The sequence below is a fragment of the Mesorhizobium sp. M2E.F.Ca.ET.209.01.1.1 genome (assembly GCF_004010375.2).
Lineage (GTDB): Bacteria > Pseudomonadota > Alphaproteobacteria > Rhizobiales > Rhizobiaceae > Mesorhizobium.
On sequence record NZ_SADP02000033.1, the window covers coordinates 1 to 15,731 of the forward strand.

Here is a 15,731-nt window from a genome sequence, read left to right on the forward strand (position 1 = left end):
GCCGCAGAGTTGCCGGTCTGGCTGCACAGATACAATTGGCACCGTCCCCACGGGAGCCTAAAGTCCAAAACACCTATCAGTCGCCTCGCTCTAACCGAGGACAACCTGTTGAGGCTCCACAGCTAGCGATCCCACCAGTTGAGTTGCTCCAAGTCGGTGTCTAGCTTTCTACATTCTGTGTCCGACGCTGGACAAGAATGTTGCAATCCCGACCAGCAAGTCAGCGCAGGCGCCACCTGTTGCCCAGCAAACGGCAAGGATTATCGAAAGACGAATTCGGCACGGAGCTTGCACCAACGATTGCATGCAAATGCCGACAGCATCTCATGAACGGTCTCTCGATTCTGGCGCGGTTAAATCGCGGCCGGTTCCAGATCATGTCCCGCCCGAAATGGTGAGGGACTTCAGCCTGTTTACGTCGCCCGGCATGTTGCCGACCGCTAACGGGGATCCGCATGCAGCGGTTGCTTGCGTTCATGCCGGGCCTCCGATCTTTTATTCAACCAGCAACACGCGCGACGGTCGGGGTACCTGGGTCATCACTCGCGCGAGCGACCAGCGCCGGGTGCTGCAGGACACCGAAACGTTTTCCAGCCATCGCAGCATCTTCGCCTCTGTGCTCGGCGAGAGCTGGCCGATGATCCCGCTTGAGCTCGATCCGCCATTCCACGGTGTTTTTCGCTCACTGCTCAATCCGCTGCTTTCGCCAAAGCGGGTAATGGCATTGGAGCCGGCTGTCCGGGAACGAGCGATCAAGCTGATCGACAGGATCGCCGCATCAGGCACGAGCTGCGACATCATGAAGGATTTTGCAGTTCCGTTCGCGGTCAATATCTTCCTTCGCTTTATTGGGCTTTCGGACAACGGACTAGAAACATTTGTCGGCTGGGCTAGAGATCTGCTCCACGGCGATAAGGAGCAACGACCACCCGCAGCCCGGACGATCGTGGCCTTCATCGACGAACTTGCCACCGAGCGCCGCAAGGAGCCGGTCGATGATTTCATGACCTTCATCGTGAAGGCAAAGGTCGAGGGTCGTCTGCTCAGTGACGAAGAAGTCCGTGGCATCGGCGTGCTTGTGTTCGTCGCGGGACTCGACACGGTCTCAGCAGCCATATGCTTCGACTTGGCCCATCTCGCGCGCAACCCCAAAGATCAGGAATTGCTACGAAGCGAACCGGACCGGATTGCCGTCGCTGCGGAAGAATTGCTGCGCGCCTATTCGACCATTCAGATGATCCGAGTGGCAACGAAGGATGTCGACTTCAAAGGCGCGCCGATCCGCAAGGGAGACTATGTTTCCTGTGCCACGATGATTGCCAATCGTGACCCGGCGGAATTCGAATGCCCGAATGAGATCGATCTGGCGCGCGAGGACAACCGGCACGCTGCCTTTGGCTATGGTCCCCATCGTTGTCTTGGCTCACACCTTGCCCGGCGGGAGATTGTCATTGGCCTGGAGGAGTGGCTGGCGCGCATCCCAGCCTTTCGGATCAAGACAGGGACTGAACCTATCACCTTCGGCGGCCATGTGTTCGGGATCGAGAATCTGATCCTGGACTGGTCCTGAAGTTTCAGCCAACGACATTGGAGTTCGCTATGCGTGTCGTCGTACATAAAGCCAGATGCCAGGGTCATGCGCGCTGCTGGGCGCGGGCGCCGAGAGTCTTCAAGCTTGATGACGCCGGCTACATCTTGCCCGGTGATATTGATGTTGCCGATGGGGAGCAACTGCTTGCCTCAAAAGGGGTACGAGCCTGCCCCGAACAAGCTCTGGAAGTTGACGAGCCCCCCGCTAACTCAGTTGTAGAGAGAGACACACGCAAAGTGCAGACTGGCATCGGGAAGGATAAAACAATCATACAATTCGCGACAGACCCTGTCGACCACGCGAAAATTACCGAACTGCGTGACCGAGAGGCGATCCGCAACTGCCTGTATCGGTACTGCCGCGGGATAGACCGCGCCGATGAGGCGGCGCTGCGTAGCGCATACTGGCCCGAAGCGTATGACAGGCACGGTCCCTATTGCGGACCGGCAGAGGACTTCATCCAATTTGCTCTCGGTCTGCCGGGGCACCGTAACATCCATCAAATCACGAACAGCCTGATCGACTTCATCAGTTCAGCAGAGGCCGCGGTCGAGAGCTATTTCACCGCGCTGCAACGCGGACCGGATACAGACCAAGAAATACGTCAGACGCTGCTTTGCGGCCGTTACTGCGATCTGTTTCAGAAGAGGCAGGACGAGTGGCGAATTGCGGAACGGACAGTCGTCTACGATTGGGTTGAGGAGCAAATCCCGCCAGCGATTCTTGAGGCAGATAGGTTCGGCCGGCGACAGCCGATTGGAGCACAACATCCAGACGATCCCATCTACCAGTTGCTCAAGGGTCACATCCCCACCGACCAAGATGGCGTCGAGGGTCCCCAACTGGGAGCTGCATAAGTGGGTAGAAATGGAGGATGAGCGCCCTACGGGAACGACATCTGTGTGGGGCCGCAACTGGCGGTCACTGCAACGATTTGGCTCGGCCCTTCATTCCGCCCAAGGTTGATGGGCTGAGATCACAAGCGGTCATCGTGGAGAAGCTCTCGTGAAACTGGCAGCACGCACCGTAATCATCACAGGCGCTGCGGGCGGGATCGGCCGTGCCCTGGTCGATATCCTTGCCGCGGACGGAGACACTGTAGTTGCGGTGGACCTTCCGGGCAGTGGTGTGGTTGAACTGGCTCGGGATCTCGGGTCGCCGCACGTCGGTCTGGAGTGCGATGTGTCGCGAGAGAAGGACATGCTCTCACTTTTCGGCCAGGTCGAAGCACGGTTCGCGCAAATCGATGTCCTCATCAACAATGCGGCGGTTGGACCCACGATGGATAGGATCATCGACACCGCTGTCGATACCTTCCGACGCGGCGTGACAGTGAACCTTATTGGGCCATTCGTTATGGCCCGGGAAGCGGCGCGGCGCATGAAGCCGGGCGGTGCGATCGTCAATGTGGCTTCGATGGCGGGCGTGGTCGGCAATCCCAGGCGCAACGCCTACGCAGCCTCGAAAGCTGGCGTGATCTCGTTGACAAAGTCCCTTGCATGCGAGTGGGCTATGCGAGGAATCCGCGTCACGGCGGTGGCGCCGGGCTCCGTCCGCACCCCAATGGTCACAGAACTGGCACGCGCTGGCAAAATGGACCTCGCGGCGATACGCCGCCGCGTGCCGATGGGGCGCTTGGCTCGCCCCGACGAGATCGCCAGGGTCGTGCGTTTTCTGAGCAGCACGCAGGCGCGCTACATCACCGGCTCGGTGCTGGCAGTCGACGGAGGCTGGATGTCATTCAACCAGCCGGGGGATGCTCACCCGCCGGTGGATGGTGCGCTCCAAGCCGAGCTCTCCTGTCCGGCCGAATGCACAGATGCGCGAATCGTGCTCGTCACCGGTGGCGCAAAAAGCATTGGCGCGGCCGTCGCTCGCCGCTTTGCCGCGAACGGCGACACCGTCGTGATTGCTGATAAAGATGGCACTGCAGCGGCAGAGCTGGCTACATCGCTCCCCGGCAAGCATCTGGCGAAATCGCTGGACGTGGCCGTCGAGAGCGATGTGGTGTCGATGTTCGAAGAACTGAGGGGACGCTTCGGGTATATCGATGTTCTGGTCAATAGTGCTGATACCGCCGACAGGATTGTGCCTGCGATCGAGCAACTGTCGAAACAGCTCGAACACGTCCTGGATGTCAACCTTACCGGCGCCTTCACCTGCGCGCGCGAAGCGATCAAGGCTATGCGCCCGGGCGGCGTGATCCTCAATCTCGGGTCGATCGACAGCTTTCTGCCGTTCGCGCCGCGCCATGCCTACGGCGCCTCCAAGGCGGGGATGGATATGCTGACCCGTTGCATGGCGGCCGAACTCGGGCCGGTCGGAATTCGGACAGCCACCGTCGCTCCTGGCCACATCCGCACGCCCGCACTTGCTCAGTTGGCCAAAGCCGGCCGCATCGACCTGACAGCAATCGGACGACGCATCCCCATGGGCAGGATGGGACGGCCAGAAGACGTCGCAGATGCATCGTTCTTCCTTGCTTCGTCTGACGCCTCATACATCAACGGCTCGATCCTCTACGTGGACGGCGGCTGGACCTCGTTCGGTGATGCGGGAAACGCCAGCGAACTCTATGACGAATGTTTTGCGGAGGCCGCAGGTTAATTGCCAGGCCTTCGCAGGGCGACCGGCCGAGCATTATGAAGCCTCGGCTCCACGACGCACCTGAGGTGCTTGAGATCCAAGCATGTGCATGCCGAGCACATTCCCGGTCGGCTGACGTGTCTATAACGAGGAGAAATCATGGAATTTGCCACTTTCATTCTGGCCGCCCAGCGTGGCTATCACCAATCCTCAGAAAGCGTCATCCGCAACTCCATCGAACAGGCCGTCGCTTCGGAGCAGGCTGGGTTCAACACCGCGTGGTTTGCTGAGCACCACTTCAACAATTACAGCCTCATACCATCCCCGCTGATGATGGTGGCGCACTGCGCCGGCTTGACAAGCACGATTCGCCTGGGCACTGCCGTCTGCGTGCTGCCGCTTTACCAACCGCAGCGCCTGCTGTCCGAGATCGGCTTCGCCGACATCGTTGCGAACGGCCGTCTCGAGCTCGGCGTAGGCTTGGGATACCAGCAGTTCGAGTTCGAACGGTTCGGCGTGGACATCGATGAGGCGCCGGCCGTCTTTTCGGAATACCTGGACATCATTCTCAAGGGCCTCAACCAAAACGTCTTCGAACACGACGGCCAGTATGAGAAGATCCCCCCAACAGCGATTTCGGTCCGCACAGTCCAGCAGCCGACGCCGCCTATCTGGATCGCTGGCGGAGCCGCACGGATGGCTCGGGCCTACCGCGAGGGGCACAATTTTTTTGTCACAGCCTTCCACGACGGCTTAGAGACTTTGACCACACTGCGTGAATCAGTCGAGAGGGCGGCGGCATCCGAGGAAAAGAACGTCACCGACGTCAAGATATCGCTGCTGCGCTGCTGCTATGCCAGCCACGACGAGTTGGAGATCAACAGCTATCTCGACAATGCCCGCTTCCAGCGCCGGCTTTCTGAAGCCCTGCATCAGCGCCGCCAACAGAGCCACGATGGCTACCTGCTGCAGGAGACACCGACCCAGCAGGATCTGTCCTTCGAGACCATGCGCAAAAATTTGCCGATTGGCAGCGTAAATCGCGTGATTGATCGCCTGCTGGAAGAGATCGATATCTTGAAACCGGACCAGATCGCAGTTCAGACTCAATTGGGCGACTTCGACCAAAAGACGATGCTGCGCCAGATCGAGCTCTGGGGCGACAAGATCATCCCTGCGGTCAACAAGGCGCTTTGTCATGCCGGAAGCTGAAGCCGGCCGTTACGATGATGGCTGCCTATCCAGCGCGCAATGGCGTGGGTCCGAGCTAGGGAGGAGCTTCGATCAGCATGTGCTGCCCTGCGTACATTCACGTTCGCTTGAGGAGGTCCAGGCGGGCGAGGTGTTGGCGACGGAGGGGACAGGCCTTTCGTCTGTCGAATTGCGTGATGTCTTGGCCGCAACTTTCCCGTCTACCTCCAGCAGCGTATTCGCTTTGGAGGAGTTGAGCGAGCCCGAGCCGGAACTGGAAGAGGAGCTGCTACGCCGGCTGCTGCTAGCGCATGCTGCGCCGGCCGACCCGGCGAGCGGCCGCTTGGCCAAGATCATCGCCCGGCGTGCGATGCGCACGGACCATCTTTGGCGGGATCTTGGCCTCTCAAATCGCGCTGAGCTCAGCCGCCTGCTTGCCAGACATTTTCCCGCGCTGGCGGCAGGCAACACAGAAAACATGAAATGGAAAAAGTACTTTTACCGCAAGCTGTGTGAGGCCGAAGGCTTTTCGTCATGCACTGCACCCAGTTGTCGGGAATGCCAGGACTTCGAAAGCTGCTTCGGCCCGGAGGAAGTTGAGAGTCGCCTCTCGCCGACCAGGAATGCCGGTTAGTCACTTCGCTTGATCGCAGCTGCGGACAAACGCTTATCGCGGCGCCGTAGTATGGAGGAAGGGATGTTCATCGCCTCGCGATATTTGGTGACGGTACGGCGAGCGACATTGATGCCGGTCTGCTTGAGCTGAGCAACGATGTCTTCGTCGGAAAGTACCTTGTCGAGCGATTCTTCGGCGATGATTGCCTTGATCCGATGGCGGACAGATTTGGCGGAGTGCGCGTCGCCGCCCTCGCAGGATGCGATTGTCGCTGTGAAAAAATACTTCAGCTCGAACACCCCGCGCGGAGTTAACATGTACCTGTTCGAAGCCACCCGGCTTACCGTCGACTGGTGCATTTTGATCCCGTCAGCGACATTTTTGAGACAGAGAGGCCGCAGATGGGCGACGCCGTGTGTAAAAAAGGCATCCTGCTGGCGCACGATTTCGGTCGCAACCTTAAGGATCGTCTTAGCGCGCTGCTCGAGGCAGCTGATCAGCCAGTTCCCTTTTTCCTGGCAATGGTCGAGAAACGCTTTGCCTTCCGGATTTTGATTGGTCAGCTGCGAGATTTCGGCGACATAGGTGTGGTTGATCAACACTTTGGGCAGCGTGGCCGGATCAAGCTCCACCCGCCATCCACCTTCGGACTTGGGCATTACCCAGACGTCCGGTACGATGGTTTCCGGCGTCCCGGACTGGAACCGGTCTCCAGGCTTGGGATCGAGCGCGCGGATTTCGTTCCTCATGTCGAGGAGATCCTCCTCGTCGACTCCGCAACGCTGCTTCAATCCCTGAAAATCCCCCCGTGCAAGCATCTCGAGATTGGCGACCAAAGCTGCCATAGCCGGGTCGAACCGGTCTTGCTGGCGCAGCTGAATCTCCAGGCATTCGCTGAGAGTTCGCGCAAAAATCCCCGGCGGATCAAATTGCTGCAAGATTCCGATGACCCGTTCCACATCAGCTTGCCGAACGTTTAACCTCCTGGCCAGATCGAAAAGGTTTACCTGAAGATAGCCAGTGTCCTCCAGATGGGCGGCGAGCTGTCCGGCAATCAGCCGCTCCTGGGGGGTGAACGGGGTGAGGGCGACCTGGCGGGCGACATGGTCGTGCAATGTTTCGGTGTGGGCGGTAAACTCCTCGACGGCAGGTCGATCGTTGCCGCTACTGCGTTGCGACTTCCATTGCCCGCGCCCGCCAGACGGCCCGCCAATGGGCGATTCGCCGATTTCGCTTCTGCTTTGACTGCTCCGCTGATCCACCCCTGACAGCGGCGAATCGTCGTCAAACGGGTCAGGCTTCAAAACGGGGTTCCTCTCGAGTGCCTGCTGCACGAGCTGATGGAGTTCAGTATGCGTCAATCGCAGCAAGCGAATAGCTTCAATGGCTTGAGGCGATAAGACCATACGTTGCTTCTGGCGTTGAAGCAGGCTTGCTGAGAGATGCATGTTGAACCGTAATCTGCCGAGGATGCTCTAGTGTGTGCTTGGGTTGTGTGAGACTTGCCACTTCTGGGTCATGCCGCCGCCTTCAGTTTGTCGAGAACGTTTTGCGGGGATGAAACGCCATAGGGGTCCGTCTCGCAGTTGTCACAGAAGCCTTCCTCCTCGAACCACTGCTCCACCACGCCATCGTCGATCAGAGCGGCGTATCGCCAGGAGCGCATGCCAAAGCCCAGATTGTCCTTCGCGACCAGCATGCCCATTTTGCGCGTGAACTCGCCCGACCCGTCTGGGATCAGCTCGATCTTCTGCAGCCCCAAGGACTTTCCCCACGCATTCATGACGAAAGCATCGTTGACCGAGACGCAGTAGATCGCGTCAATTCGCAGTTCCAGAAATTGATCATAGAGTTTTTCGAAATCGGGCAGTTGGAAGGTCGAGCAGGTCGGGGTGAAGGCGCCAGGCAGCGAGAACAGGATGACGCGCTTGCCCCCGAAATAATCGTCGGAGGTCTTGTTCTCCCACCGATAAGGATTTGGCCCCCCGATCGACTCATCGCGAACACGCGTGCGAAAGGTCACGAGAGGAACGTTCTTTCTGTCGGTCATTGATTTGCTCCCAGGCCAAAGTGGTACGGTGCATTTTTCGGTTAAACTGAAGCGGCATCGACTTCGGTCGACAGTTCCGGCAGCCTCGCGCCTTGGCGTGGTTGCCTCGGACCGGTCTTGTGCAAGACCGCCCCCGAGCAGGCACGTTTAAAGGCGACGAGCTTCCGCGGAGACGGGGAATTTCGCTCGCGTGCTTTATCGAGCTTTGAGAGGTAGGCATGGTCTGCAACCGTGATTTTGACTGCGTTCTATCGACCGAGTCGCAAGCGCCATGCCAATTGACCCGATGCCTTGGGTTCACTTCGGTTTTTGCAGCAACTTTCGTGTTGTGCAGTAATGCCGGTCGATATTATTGCTCAAGCAGCACTGGAAATTGGGTGCGACTCCGTTCGGCAAACCCGGCCTTTGTCCGAAGCCGGACACGAATGTCGGAAATAGCCAAACGCCAGGATCTGGGGCGGGTTAAGAAACGTTGCCGTGGGCACCGGCTTCAGCACAATTGCGCCACGCGAGCATGGCTCCCAGCGTCAATGCCGTGCAGCAGCGAGACGAAGTCACTGCAGAATATCAACCTCTGCGAAGTCGTTGAAACCCAGCATGTGCGAGCCGTTCGAGGCGCAGATCAAGGCATGCTCGAGGAAGAGCTCGTGCTCTCGGCAGCAAGTGTTGCGACGTCTGACAAGGATCGTCGCGCTTCAAGGAAAAGAACCTGAATGGTGCACGGCTTGTGAAGGCCGGCGCATGGAAATGGCTGGGCTGATCATCCTCCATGAGGGTTGAATGAAGAGCTGGCCCCTATCTCCCTCAGCTGCAACGGGGGGAGGTAGGGCATGTCCGTCTATCGCGCTGGGTAACATTCCTCGGTGAGGCAATAAGGGGGAGCAATTTCTCATTTCGGCAGACACGACCCAGCTCTCCTTTCATGCGCTGATTCCCCCAAGGGAAATCGCGACTCCAGGCTTCCTATGCAGCGAATCGCGGTGCTGTCCGATGTCCGACAATGTCGGATGCGGATCGTAGCTGGGCTAGATCCGTCACTTTGCCTCGATGGTTTCCCACTGGCCTTATATCTGCTTCGCCCCAAATGCGGCGACATAACCTGTGCGGCATCTGTGAATGGATCGACTTCAATCGAGACCTCGGAGGTCCCGATGCGCGAAGGGAGCTTGCCGATATGACGGCCACCATAGCGAACCACGGTCCGGACGACGAGGGGACTTGGATCGGCGGGCCTGCGGCGCTGGGACACCACCGCCTGGCAATCATCGATATCCAGGGCGGCCGTCAGCCGAGGATGCTCCAGGAGGATGGCCGACCTGACTTGGTGCTCGTCTACACGGGTGAGACTTACAACTACCGCGAGCTGCGTCAACAGCTGGCCGGCCTAGTCCATCGCATGAACACGAGCAGTGACACCGAGGTGGTGCTGCACCGCCCCCGCGAGTGGGGCTCTTCGGCGGGTACACTTTTTTCACGAAATCCGTGAATGTTTCTCGCGACATCATCCCGCAATCGGTGGTGCAGCGGGTGAAGAGCCCGTATCCGGCTATCCAGAATGCCGCCTACGACAAAATACTACGTACGCGGTTCACTGCGATGCTGGACGACCTAGTGCCGGCAGTGGCACCGCTGTTGTCCGTCGACAGGTCCCGCGCTTGCTCGGTGCGACCAACAACCTTAAGCGCTAGGGCGTAACCTGACCCTGCAAGATCTCCTCACCGACTATAAGGTGCGCCTCACGATCTGAGACGATGGGACAGGATGGCTAAGGAGGTGCGCCGTCTTGCATGCCCCGCCACCGAGGCGAACCCTCTTGGCTACGCGCGCCACAGCGACGCTCCATATCGTCAGGCCTGCGTCTCATGCTCAGATGAGCCGGTATTTGGCTCTCTCATCAGCAAACCGAGAGAGCCCATGCCAAGACGGAAGCAAGCAAGACGAACGAGCGTCAGAGATATCCTGCGCCTGACCCATAAACAGGGCAGTCCGGTGGGCCAGGTGGCAGAGCAACTGAGGTTCGGCAAGACTTCGGCTTCCACCTATCTGCGGGCGCTGGAGACGGGCTGTCGTGCAGGCCCTGCATGCGGCTTTGAGGACGATGCGATGTTGAAACACCGTCTGTTGCGCCGAATCGGCCGTCGGCCACACGTTGGGTCGTCATCAGGTTCTCGACAGCTTGCCGGTGTCAAATCCAAACCGTGGTCGGCGATCCCCACCAGGGTGGGAAGGCAGCGCTGATATAGCCGAACGTCGATCAAGTCACGATCAACTATTGCCTCATGTCACATGCCCTGCGGGACTGAAAAACGGAGAAGAACATGTGCGATGCAAAACTGAAGACCGTGCTTTCGCTTTTTTCGCCGGTGGCCAGCAAATTAGATGCTCTCTCGTCCAACGGACCAGCGACGGATGCAAATTGCGTTAAGCTAAATACGAACGAGAACCCGTTTCCGTTGCCGAAGAGCGTAATGCAAAGTGCAATTGCTGCGATCGAACACCAGTATCTTTATCCGGAAGACGACAATCTCAGCTTAAGGGCAGCTGCCTCCGATGCTTACGGATTTTCCAAAGATCAGGTGATTGCCGGCAACGGTTCGTCGGAGCTGCTCGGACTCATCTACAGAGCTTTCCTCGCCCCAGGAGATAGAGTGGCGATGCTGTCGCCCGGATTTTCGTTCAACCGTAAACTTGCCATGTTGCAGGGTGCCGAGTTTCTCGAAATCGCATCGAGCGAAGCTCATCCCCTGCCGATAGAAAAACTGCTGTCCGGCCCCGCAAAAGACGCGAAGTTCATTCTGTTGGCTAATCCGAACAATCCGACCGGAACATTCGTGCCGGTGGCCGAAATCGAACGCCTTGTGGAGCAAGCAGATCGCTTGGTCGTCTTGGATGAGGCCTACGTTGACTTCGCACCCGACAATGCCCTGCGCCTCGTCAATAGACATCCGAATCTTTTGATCTTGAGGACTTTTTCAAAGAGCTATGCTGCTGCTGGCGTGCGAGTCGGCTTCGGTTTCGGTCACCCAGAAATCATTGGCAGGCTGCGCAACATCCAGAATGTCTTCAACATGAACGTGATCGGGCAGGCGGTCGGGAAAAGCATTCTTGCGCATCGCCACGCCTACGAAGAGAACCACAGGCACATCAAGCATGAACGACAGCGAGTGACCCTGGCGCTGTTGCAACTTGGCTTTTCCGTAACACCCTCCCACGCAAACTTTTTGCTGGCCCGTGTGCCGGCGGGACAGGAGGGCTCATGCTGGCAAGCCGCGTTGAAAGAGCAGGCGATCCTCATCGCCAGCTTTCCTGACGTAGATTTGAAGAACTGTATTCGCGTCAGCATTGGCACCACAGAGCAGATGGACAAATTCCTTGCTGCCGCCAAACGCGTCTGTATGAGCTTTAAGAAGAATCGCGGTGTGCACAAGCATTAAGTCAATTCACATTAAGCGCCAAGTAATAGGTGCTGATATGTCGCCAGCTATGATGATTAGCGAATAAATAATAGGTAATTTGGAGAACAATTAATTGAAGAAAATTTCCGCTTCGGGCCTGACCTTCGGCATCTTCGATCATCTGGACGAAAACGGCGATGACATCGCACAACAATATGCAGATCGGCTGAGCCTAGCAGAAGCGTGCGATGGCTATGGCTTTTATGCGTATCATCTCGCCGAGCACCACTGTACGCCGCATGGCAGAGGTCCATCACCGAATTTGTTCTTAGCGAGCGTCGCCCAGCGAACCCGCAGTCTTCGTGTTGGTCCCATGGTAATGCTACTTGCGCTCTATCATCCGCTGCGTGCCTTCGAGGAGATCTGCATGCTTGATCAGTTGAGCGGCGGCAGGCTTGAACTCGGCATAGGGCGCGGCTCTGCTCCCACTGAATTGGGATACTTCGGGGTTGCTGTAGAAGCAGCACCAGAACAGTATGCGGAGGCCAGTGAGATTCTCATCAATGCGATGAAAGGCGGGACGCTTTCTTATCAGGGCCGCCACTTTGAGTTGAAAGATGTTCCGCTGACGTTGAGACCTCACCAATATCCCCATCCGCCGACATGGATCGCCACCAATCGACCCGAGCCGGCTAGCTGGGCCGCTGCGAATGGGGCAAACATCGCCTGCGTCGGACCTTCCACTTCTGTTCGCAGCGTTACCGACGCGTTCCGCGCCGCCCGAATTCACGATGCTGACATTGGCCAGCAAGCGCCATTTCTTGGATTGCTCCGAATGGTGGTGATAGGGCGTTCTGAAACAGATGCGTATTTGCTCGCAGCACCTGCCTATGAACGATGGCTCAATAGCTTCAAATTTCTATACGAACTAAATGCCATTTCCACTCCACCAAACTTGCCTTTGAACTTCGATGCAGCAATTGAAAGTGAATTGTGCGTCGTGGGAACGGCAGATTCTGTCCGAAAAGCTCTCCTTGATCAGCTGGAAGAGGCAGGTGCTAATTATCTTCTGTGTCAACTGGCATTTGGGGATTTGCCGCTGGATGCCTCACTATACACCGCATCGGCCATTCGATCCGAAATCATGGCTCGAGTTGCCGCATCGTGAATCCGTCGTGTGATTGGAGGAGCAGCGGCAGCGCTGCTCCTCATTGCGAAACGGTTGTGGGGGCCGGACTCCTGTCAGGTGTAAACCATTGGAGCACGTCCTATCTGATCCAGGTCATATCCTGCGGCTTTGAAGTAGTTGGCACATTCGGCTGGGGTGAAGAGGTCGACGACCGCGCCGAGGCCTTGCCCCTCTGATCTAATCCGGTTTGAAGTTCGTTCTGGCCCATCCAGAGGATCAGGACATGAAACGCAGCCGCTTCTCTGAAGAGCAGATCATCGGAATTTTGAAGAAACACGAGGCCGGGGTATCGGTTGGCGATCTGTGCCGCAAGCACGGGGTCAGCGACGCCTCGATCTACAATTGGAAGGCCCGCTTCGGCGGGATGGATGTCACCGAGGCTCGGCGACCTGAAGGGCTGGAGGACGAGAACACGCGCCTGAAGCGGCTTCTGGCCGACGCCATGCTCGACAATGCCGCGTTGAAGGACCTTGTGGGAAAGAAATGGTGACGCCCGCCGCCAAGCGGAAAGCTGTCGCTCGCCTGAAGGAAGGCTTCGGGATGAGCAAACGGCGGGCGTGTAAAGCCATCGGCTGTTGCCGCATGACGGTTCGCTACCAGACCAGCAGGCCGGACGACCGGGAGGTTCGCGAGCGGATGAAGGCGATCGCGCAGGAGCGTCGCCGGTTCGGCTACCGGCGTCTTCTCGTGATGCTGAGGCGGGAGGGCCTGGTCGTGAACCACAAGAAGCTGTTCCGGCTCTATCGGGAGGAGAAGCTCGCCGTTCGCCGCCGTGGCGGCCGCAAGCGGGCGATCGGGACCAGGGCGCCAATGCTGGTGCCGCTGAGGCCCGACGAGTGCTGGTCGCTCGACTTCGTATCGGACCAGCTCACCGACGGGCGCCGCTTCCGCATCCTGGCCGTCGTCGACGACTGCACGAGACAGTGCCTGGCACTCATCGTTGATACGTCTCTCTCGGGCATGCGGGTTGCCCGCGAATTGGACCGGCTCATCACTAGCGCGGCCGGCCCAGGATGATCGTCAGCGACAATGGCAGCGAGTTCACCTCGAACGCCATCCTCTCCTGGGCGGATCAGAACCGCGTCGAATGGCATTACATTGCGCCCGGCAAGCCGATGCAGAATGGCTTCATCGAGAGCTTCAACGGCCGACTGCGCGATGAACTGCTCAACGAGACGCTGTTCACCTCGCTGGCTCAGGCGCGCGTAGCCATCGCCCTGTGGCACGCCGACTACAACACCGCGCGGCCGCACTCCCAAATCGCCTGGCAGACCCCGGCCAAGTTCGCCAGCACCTTCAATCCGCGACGGTCGCTCGCGCTGCGCTATGCCAAAGGCTCCGCGCCAGCGCCCGTCGCTTCACCCGCCCAGCAGGGCACAACCCACGCCGGAAACGAACTCAAAACTGCTGGGGCAACGTCAGTCCCATAGAGCCTTGATGGTCGGCCTTTGCTCGCAGCAGCGCCTTAGGTTGGGCGAAGGCGTTCTCAATCGGATTGAAGTCGGGACTGTAGGGCGGCAGGTAGAGCAGGCTCGCCTGCGGCCTCAATCGCGCCGCGCAGGGTTCTCCAGGCGGATGTCGCCAATGTCAAATTTGCTGGCATCCATGTCGCCCTCGCTTTCTGGTTCGAGATCGGAAAATCGCCGAATAATCAGCACATCAACCTGCGCCTGAAGGAGCTCACTGCCACTTTCGGCTGGCGGGGTGTGCCGCCCCACAATTAGAATGTCAATTGTCGTGCCAACCGCACAAGCGAAGGCCAGAAAGCCAACATGTGTTCTGCGGCTTAATTAAGAGTCAGCCGATGTCGGCCGAACATCACCTTGTCTCGAAGTCGACGATCCGACAGCAGATTGCGAAAGTTGGCGCGATGCGAAACAAACTGCTGAAGCGCTCAACTTTTATTGATCACGCGTGTTGGACGCGACGCACTCCCGTTCCAATCGGGCTGAGCGCAAATTCTCCCGGTTCACAAAACTGAGTCGCTGGAGTAGTGGGGGCGCAGAGAAATCTCCGGTCGCAGCCTTACCCGGTCAAAACAAGGATACCAATGATGAAGACTCTCGCCGTCTGCTCTGGCGGATTGGACTCCGTTTCCCTTGCTCACATGGTGGCAGCGGAGCACGAACTCACCGGCCTTCTATCTTTCGACTATGGCCAACGGCACAGGAAGGAATTGGGCTTCGCCGCTCTTTGCGCGCAGCGACTGAAGGTCCCGCACCAGATCATCGACATCGGCGAAATTGGCCGTGGCCTTTCCGGCTCAGCGCTGACTAGCAGTATCGACGTGCCGGACGGCCACTACGCCGAAGACACGATGAAGATTACGGTGGTGCCGAACCGCAATGCCATCATGTTGGCAATCGCCTTCGGTCTCGCCGCCGCCCACAGCGCCGAAGCGGTGGCGGCGGCCGTGCATGGTGGGGACCATTTCATCTATCCCGATTGCCGTCCGGCCTTCATTGAAGCTTTCCAGACAATGCAAGACCGCGCGCTCGACGGCTATGCGCAGATACGCCTCTATGCACCGTATGTGAATCTCGGAAAAGCTGACATTGTTGCGGATGGCGCAAGATACGGCACCCCGTTTGCTGAGACCTGGTCCTGTTACAAGGGCGGCGTGCGTCACTGCGGACGATGCGGGACCTGCGTCGAGCGGCGCGAAGCGTTCCATCTCGCCGGGCACGCTGATCCCACCGACTACGAGGACGCCGATTTCTGGCTTGAGGCGCTGCGCAGGAGGCGCGCGTAATGTTCCACATCACCAAGGAATTCCACTTCTCGGCCTCGCATCAGCTCACCTCCTTGCCTCCCAACCATCAATGCGCGCGCCTGCACGGGCATAACTATGTCGTCGTAGTGGAGCTGTCGGCCAAGGAACTGGACGCCCACGGCTTCGTGCGCGACTATCACGATCTGGCGCCGCTCAAACGCTACATTGACGAGAGCTTCGACCATCGGCACCTCAACGACGTGCTGGGACATGAGAAGGTCACGGCGGAATGCCTGGCCAGACATTTCTATGAATGGTGCAAGGCACGTCTGCCGCAGACCGCGGCCGTGCGCGTTAGCGAAACACCGAAAACTTGGGCGGAATACCGTCCGTGACCGAC

At 58.5% G+C, this 15,731-nt stretch carries 13 protein-coding genes and 4 pseudogenes; 13 read left to right on the top strand and 4 right to left on the bottom strand.

The genetic code is table 11. From position 1 onward, the window contains the following. From EN852_RS32910 to EN852_RS32935, 7 genes and pseudogenes are all read left to right on the top strand, one after another. A pseudogene (locus EN852_RS32910) lies at window positions 1–126 on the top strand (IS481 family transposase); the annotation flags it as partial. Window positions 127–391: 265 nt separating this feature from the next. Beyond that, window positions 392–1,570 (top strand): cytochrome P450, encoded by a 1,179-nt coding sequence (locus EN852_RS32915; protein WP_164759124.1) that lies wholly within the window; start codon window positions 392–394, stop codon window positions 1,568–1,570. Between the two features lie 29 nt (window positions 1,571–1,599). After that, a pseudogene (locus tag EN852_RS42645) lies at window positions 1,600–1,722 on the top strand (ferredoxin); the annotation flags it as partial. A gap of 138 nt (window positions 1,723–1,860) precedes the next feature. Then, window positions 1,861–2,448 carry a nuclear transport factor 2 family protein gene (locus tag EN852_RS32920; protein WP_126083656.1) on the top strand — a complete coding sequence of 196 codons (588 nt, stop codon included), beginning with the start codon at window positions 1,861–1,863 and terminating at the stop codon, window positions 2,446–2,448. Window positions 2,449–2,596: 148 nt separating this feature from the next. After that, the gene (locus EN852_RS32925) at window positions 2,597–4,198 is read left to right on the top strand and encodes an SDR family oxidoreductase (protein WP_063169384.1); all 1,602 of its coding nucleotides are present in this window, start codon (window positions 2,597–2,599) and stop codon (window positions 4,196–4,198) included. 138 nt (window positions 4,199–4,336) lie between these two features. After that, on the top strand, window positions 4,337–5,389 hold the full coding sequence (locus EN852_RS32930; protein WP_024505249.1) for an LLM class flavin-dependent oxidoreductase: 1,053 nt from the start codon (window positions 4,337–4,339) through the stop codon (window positions 5,387–5,389). Further along, entirely contained in the window at window positions 5,376–6,002 is a 627-nt protein-coding gene (locus EN852_RS32935) for a nitrogen fixation protein NifQ (RefSeq protein ID WP_029356557.1), read from the top strand. Before EN852_RS32930 ends, EN852_RS32935 begins: the two co-directional genes overlap by 14 nt. On the opposite strand, the gene rpoN is transcribed toward EN852_RS32935, so the two are convergent. Continuing rightward, window positions 5,999–7,432 (bottom strand): RNA polymerase factor sigma-54, encoded by a 1,434-nt coding sequence (gene rpoN / locus EN852_RS32940; RefSeq protein WP_126063822.1) that lies wholly within the window; start codon window positions 7,430–7,432, stop codon window positions 5,999–6,001. The genes EN852_RS32935 and rpoN overlap by 4 nt on opposite strands. Window positions 7,433–7,500: 68 nt before the next feature. Then, window positions 7,501–8,034, bottom strand: coding sequence for a peroxiredoxin (locus EN852_RS32945; RefSeq protein WP_029356553.1), 534 nt, complete (start codon window positions 8,032–8,034; stop codon window positions 7,501–7,503). A gap of 1,174 nt (window positions 8,035–9,208) precedes the next feature. Between EN852_RS32945 and EN852_RS32950 the strand changes: the two genes are divergently transcribed. The 4 genes and pseudogenes from EN852_RS32950 to EN852_RS32965 all read left to right on the top strand — a co-directional run bounded on the left by EN852_RS32950 (window position 9,209) and on the right by EN852_RS32965 (window position 14,048). Further along, on the top strand, window positions 9,209–9,520 hold the full coding sequence (locus EN852_RS32950; RefSeq protein WP_206437555.1) for a hypothetical protein: 312 nt from the start codon (window positions 9,209–9,211) through the stop codon (window positions 9,518–9,520). An 832-nt stretch (window positions 9,521–10,352) separates the two neighbouring features. Further along, complete coding sequence (gene hisC / locus EN852_RS32955) at window positions 10,353–11,468, top strand: histidinol-phosphate transaminase (RefSeq protein ID WP_126063823.1); 1,116 nt, start codon at window positions 10,353–10,355, stop codon at window positions 11,466–11,468. Window positions 11,469–11,562: 94 nt separating this feature from the next. Continuing rightward, entirely contained in the window at window positions 11,563–12,597 is a 1,035-nt protein-coding gene (locus EN852_RS32960) for an LLM class flavin-dependent oxidoreductase (RefSeq protein WP_095484287.1), read from the top strand. 244 nt (window positions 12,598–12,841) lie between these two features. Further along, a pseudogene (locus tag EN852_RS32965) lies at window positions 12,842–14,048 on the top strand (IS3 family transposase). A 13-nt stretch (window positions 14,049–14,061) separates the two neighbouring features. Here EN852_RS32965 and EN852_RS32970 read toward each other — a convergent pair. Further along, a pseudogene (locus EN852_RS32970) lies at window positions 14,062–14,179 on the bottom strand (transposase); the annotation flags it as partial. Then, entirely contained in the window at window positions 14,163–14,336 is a 174-nt protein-coding gene (locus tag EN852_RS41105; protein ID WP_167512160.1) for a hypothetical protein, read from the bottom strand. The gene EN852_RS41105 and the pseudogene EN852_RS32970, both read right to left, overlap by 17 nt. Before the next feature lie 335 nt (window positions 14,337–14,671). Here EN852_RS41105 and queC point away from each other — a divergent pair, with 335 nt between their 5' ends. Further along, the gene (gene queC, locus EN852_RS32975) at window positions 14,672–15,370 is read left to right on the top strand and encodes a 7-cyano-7-deazaguanine synthase QueC (RefSeq protein ID WP_063170389.1); all 699 of its coding nucleotides are present in this window, start codon (window positions 14,672–14,674) and stop codon (window positions 15,368–15,370) included. Beyond that, on the top strand, window positions 15,370–15,726 hold the full coding sequence (gene queD / locus EN852_RS32980; protein ID WP_126063824.1) for a 6-carboxytetrahydropterin synthase QueD: 357 nt from the start codon (window positions 15,370–15,372) through the stop codon (window positions 15,724–15,726). The genes queC and queD overlap by 1 nt, the downstream gene beginning before the upstream one ends. Window positions 15,727–15,731: the final 5 nt, after the last annotated feature.